The 4,670-nt window shown below is 66.0% G+C and carries 5 protein-coding genes; all 5 read left to right on the top strand.

Translation table 11 applies throughout. The annotated features are described in order from the left end of the window. Positions 1-520: hypothetical protein (locus GJ631_RS18825; RefSeq protein WP_197425199.1), on the top strand; the 520-nt coding region annotated here is incomplete at its 5' end. Between the two features lie 130 nt (positions 521-650). Then, positions 651-1,652, top strand: a complete 1,002-nt coding sequence (gene trpD, locus GJ631_RS18180; RefSeq protein WP_156710506.1) for an anthranilate phosphoribosyltransferase — start codon at positions 651-653, stop codon at positions 1,650-1,652. Beyond that, positions 1,649-2,275, top strand: coding sequence for a phosphoribosylanthranilate isomerase (locus GJ631_RS18185; protein WP_156710507.1), 627 nt, complete (start codon positions 1,649-1,651; stop codon positions 2,273-2,275). Before trpD ends, GJ631_RS18185 begins: the two co-directional genes overlap by 4 nt. Beyond that, positions 2,272-3,849, top strand: a complete 1,578-nt coding sequence (trpE, locus tag GJ631_RS18190; protein ID WP_370518737.1) for an anthranilate synthase component I — start codon at positions 2,272-2,274, stop codon at positions 3,847-3,849. Before GJ631_RS18185 ends, trpE begins: the two co-directional genes overlap by 4 nt. Then, complete coding sequence (gene trpG / locus GJ631_RS18195; protein ID WP_156710508.1) at positions 3,846-4,430, top strand: anthranilate synthase component II; 585 nt, start codon at positions 3,846-3,848, stop codon at positions 4,428-4,430. Before trpE ends, trpG begins: the two co-directional genes overlap by 4 nt. Positions 4,431-4,670 lie beyond the last annotated feature (240 nt).

Genomic DNA, 4,670 nt, shown 5'->3' on the forward strand with positions numbered 1-4,670 from the left:
GCAGGCCCAGCCGCCGGGCGTGCCGACGAACTTGATTACGCCGGAAGTTGCTGCGGCAATCGTCTTCGGTGCGACGCCGAACCAGTGTGAGGTCCAGGACCCCAACGACCCCTCGGTTGACCCGCAGAACCCGCCGAGCGACCCCGGTGCCAGCGCAACGCCCCAGCGGTATGGTCAGTTCCGTGACGGTGCAGTCGGCGTTGTCGTCTTCGACGTGACGGCCAACGAGTCCGGTGAGGGTCCGGCCGTCTCCGGTGTCGTGGGTGGTCTCGCCACCTCGGAGTTCGGTGACGCCGACGCGGAACTGACGGTCAACGACGGCGAGAAGGATTACACGGTCGACCCGCGCGTCCGGTATCACGACGGCGGGAGTACGGCCATGGCGGAGACGAACGTGGAGTTGCTCGGGACGCGCCTCGGTGTCGTGATGGACTGCGACGGCGAGGAGTGCCAGCCGGGCACGCGCGGCCTCCCGCAGTTCAAGAAGCCGCCCGCCATCCCCGCACCGACTGGCGAATAGGCTCTCGCTTCGGTTCTTCTCGATTCGGCAGCTCCGTTCTTTTCACCGACGAGCGTCCGCTGTAGCGACAGCCTTATACTGGTGTACTGATTTGTACATTATAACGCAAAATTGGTCATCGGTGTTCATAATGAAAGAGTATATTCGACGAGTCACTGACGGCGAAGACCTTTCGATGGCGGACGCACGGGATGCCGCAACGGCGGTCTTCGAAGGGGCGACGGAGGCACAAATCGGTGCGCTGTTGGCGGGACTGCGCACAAAAGGCGAGACGGAAGCGGAAATCGCCGGGTTCGCACAGGGAATGCGGGATGCGGCCCGACGCATCGACCCCGACCGCGAACCGCTCGTCGACACCTGCGGAACGGGCGGCGACGGCCACGACACCATCAACGTCTCGACGACCAGTTCCTTCGTCGTCGCGGGTGCCGGCGTCCCCGTCGCGAAACACGGCAACTACTCGGTGTCGTCGTCGTCGGGAAGCGCGGACGTACTGGAGGAAATCGGCGTCACCATCGACGCCGAACCGCCGGCCGTCGAGCAGTGCATCGAGGAGACCGGGATGGGGTTCATGCTCGCTCCCGTGTTCCACCCGGCGATGAAGGCGGTCATCGGCCCCCGGAAGGAACTCGGAATGCGGACGATATTCAACGTTCTCGGGCCGCTGACGAACCCGGCCGGTGCGGACGCACAGGTCGTCGGCGTCTACGACGAGGCTCTCGTCCCCGTGTTGGCCGATGCGCTCTCGCAGATGGCGGTCGAGCGCGCGCTCGTCGTCCACGGCGCCGGCCTCGACGAAATCGGCGTCCACGGCGAATCGACCGTCGCGGAAGTCGACGGCGGCAACGTGACCGAGTACACGGTCACGCCCGACGACTTCGGTGTCGGTACCTACGACCTCTCGGCGGTCGGCGGTGGCTCGCCGACCGAGAACGCTGCGGACATGCGCGGCATCCTCGAAGGCGACGTCGATGGTGCGAAACGCGACATTATCCTCGCCAACGCTGGGGCTGCTATCTACGTCTCCGGAGAGGCCGACAGCCTCGAGGCGGGCGTCGACGCCGCACGCGAGTCCATCGATTCCGGGGCCGCTGCCGCCCAACTCGACTCGCTGCGGGAGTTCGAGCCATGACGCGCGTGAAAGTCTGTGGGACGACGACCCACGAGGACCTCGATGCGGTGGTCGAGGCCGGTGCCGACGCCGTCGGCTTCATCGTCGACGTGTCCGTCGACACGCCGCGTGAAATTACCGCAAAGCGGGCCGTCGAACTGTCTCGGGCCGCACCGCCGTTCGTGACGACGGTGCTCGTGACGATGCCCGAAACGCCGGAGGAGACCGTCGCACTCGCGTCTCGTATTCAGCCCGATGTGGTTCAGGTCCACGGTGAACTGACGCCCGGCGACCTTGCCTTTCTCTCGGCGAAAATCCACGGCGACGTCGTGAAGGCCGTCTCCCCCGAATCGGCCCCTGCCTACGACACCGTCGCCGACGCACTGTTGGTCGATTCCCTCGACAGCGACGGGGCTGGCGGGACCGGGGAGACTCACGACTGGGAACGGACGCGAGAACTCGTCGAGACGCTGGAGTCGCCGGTCGTACTGGCGGGCGGGTTGACGCCCGACAACGTCGCGGCGGCAGTCGAAACCGTCCGTCCGTTCGGCGTCGATGTCGCAAGCGGCGTCGAGAGTGACCCGGGACGGAAGGACACCGCCGCGGTTTCGGCGTTCGTCCGAGCCGCAGGGGGGCGACCGTGATTTCGAAAGACGAGTTCGTTGCGCTCGCAGAGGAGGGGCCGGTCGTCGTCCGGGCGGTGGAGGAACTCGACGTGACGCCGGAACCGCTCGTGGCGTACGCGGCGCTGACGGGCCGGACGACCGATGCCGACGGCGCCGACCACGCCTTCCTCTTGGAGAGCGCCGAGAAGGTCGCCTCCAGCGACCCCGACGGCGCGTTTACCGCAGGTCACGGCGCCGACCGCCACGCCCGGTACTCCTTCGTCGGCTACGACCCTGCCGCGGTCGTCACCGTCGACGGTGAGGCCTCGGTCGACGTGATGGACGACCGTTACGAGGGACTGCTGGACACCAACGGCGGCGATACGGTCGCCAAACTCCATGAATCCCTGCCCGACGTTCCGTTGCGAAACTTCCCCGACACCGAACGACAGCAGTTACAGGGCGGCCTCGTTGGCTTTCTCGCCTACGACGCGGTGTACGACCTCTGGTTGGACGAGGTCGGCATCGACCGACCGGATTCGCGGTTTCCCGACGCGCAGTTCGTCCTCACCACGAAGACGGTCGTCTTCGACGACGCCGCCGGCACCGTCGAGTTGGTGTTTACCCCGGTGGTTCGTGAGGGCGACGACCCCGGTGCTGTCTACGACCGCATCCGTGCGGAAGTCGACCGCGTCGAGTCGCTGCTCGCCGACGCCGAGGAGTTGACGACGGGCGGCTACCGGCCCGTCGCCGAGCGTGCCGGACCGAAAGCCGACTACGAGGCCGCGGTCCGGACGGCCAAAGAGCACGTCCTCGACGGCGACATCTATCAGGGTGTCATCTCCCGAACGCGGGAACTCGACGGCGAAATCGACCCACTGGGTCTGTACGAGGCGCTCCGGGAAATCAACCCCTCGCCGTACATGTACGTCCTCGATTACGACGACCTCGCGGTCGTCGGCGCCTCCCCGGAGACGCTGGTGTCCGTCCGGGGTCGTGAAGTGATGAGCAACCCCATCGCGGGGACGTGCGCCCGCGGCACCAGTCCGGTCGAGGACCGACGGCTGGCCGGCGAGATGCTCGCAGACGACAAGGAGCGGGCCGAACACACGATGCTCGTCGATTTGGCACGCAACGATGTCCGCCGGGTCGGTGAGGCCGGCAGCGTCCGCGTCGAGGAGTTCATGAACGTCCTGAAGTACAGCCACGTCCAGCACATCGAATCGACGGTGACGGGGACGCTCGCCGCCGACTGCGATGCCTTCGACGCGACGCGGGCGGCGTTCCCGGCCGGAACGCTCTCGGGGGCGCCGAAGATACGGGCGATGGAGATAATCGACGACCTCGAACGGAAGCCACGCGGCGTCTACGGCGGCGGCGTGGGTTATTACTCCTGGACGGGGGATGCGGACTTCGCCATTGTCATTCGGACGGCGACGGTCGAAGACGGCGTCGGCGAGGGTGGGTCCGACCGCATCACGGTACAGGCGGGTGCGGGTATCGTCGCCGATTCGGACCCCGAAAGCGAGTACGAGGAGACCGAAAAGAAGATGGACGGCGTCCTCGCCGCCTTAGAGCGCATCGAGGTCGCTCCCGAGGAGGTTCCGCGATGACGCGCGTCCTCTTTATCGACAACTTCGATTCGTTCACCTACAACCTCGTGGAGTACGTCAGCCAACACGACGACACCGAAGTCGAGGTGTTGCGGAACACGGCGTCCCTGGAGGAGGTCCGTGCGGTCGACCCCGATGCGATTATCATCTCGCCGGGGCCGGGTCATCCGAAGAACGACCGGGACGTGGGGGTGACACTGGAGGTGCTCCGGGAGGTGAGTCCCGAGGTGCCGACGCTCGGCGTCTGTCTCGGTCTCGAAGCGGCCGTCTACGAGTACGGCGGGTCGGTCGGTCGGGCACCGGAACCCATACACGGCAAGGCGTTCCCCGTCGACCACGACGGCGAGGGGGTGTACGCAGGGCTCGAGGATGGTTTCCAGGCCGGCCGATACCACTCGCTCGTCGCCCTCGAGGTACCGGCGTGTTTCGACGTGACGGCGACGACCGACCACGATGGCGAGGAGTTGGTGATGGGGGTCCGCCACCGCGAACATCCCATCGAGTGCGTCCAGTTCCACCCCGAATCGGTGCTGACCGCTGCCGGCCACGATGTCATCGCGAACTTCCTCGCGGATGTCTGACGGTACGGTGCTTTACCGTCTCGACCCCGCGGAACGTATCGAGGAGAAACGGCACACAGTGTGAGTTGTCCCCCGATTTCGGGGTTCCACGAGCCACCGACACACTGTCAAATGTATGTGACAGAATTATTGTACGTGTAGGTGGTGCAGTAGCTGGCGGATGGATGCATCTCGAACAGTCCCCGAAAACCTTCTCCGCTTCGGCGAGCACTCGCCGGCTTTTTGCTGGCGTTGAGCCCC

This window comes from Natronomonas sp. CBA1123, assembly GCF_009741925.1.
Taxonomy (GTDB): Archaea; Halobacteriota; Halobacteria; order Halobacteriales; family Haloarculaceae; genus Natronomonas.

Coding starts and splice junctions, on each gene's coding strand:
- trpD (WP_156710506.1), top strand. CDS start 651: ATGAAAGAGTATATTCGACGAGTCACTGACGGCGAAGACCTTTCGATG.
- GJ631_RS18185 (WP_156710507.1), top strand. CDS start 1,649: ATGACGCGCGTGAAAGTCTGTGGGACGACGACCCACGAGGACCTCGAT.
- trpG (WP_156710508.1), top strand. CDS start 3,846: ATGACGCGCGTCCTCTTTATCGACAACTTCGATTCGTTCACCTACAAC.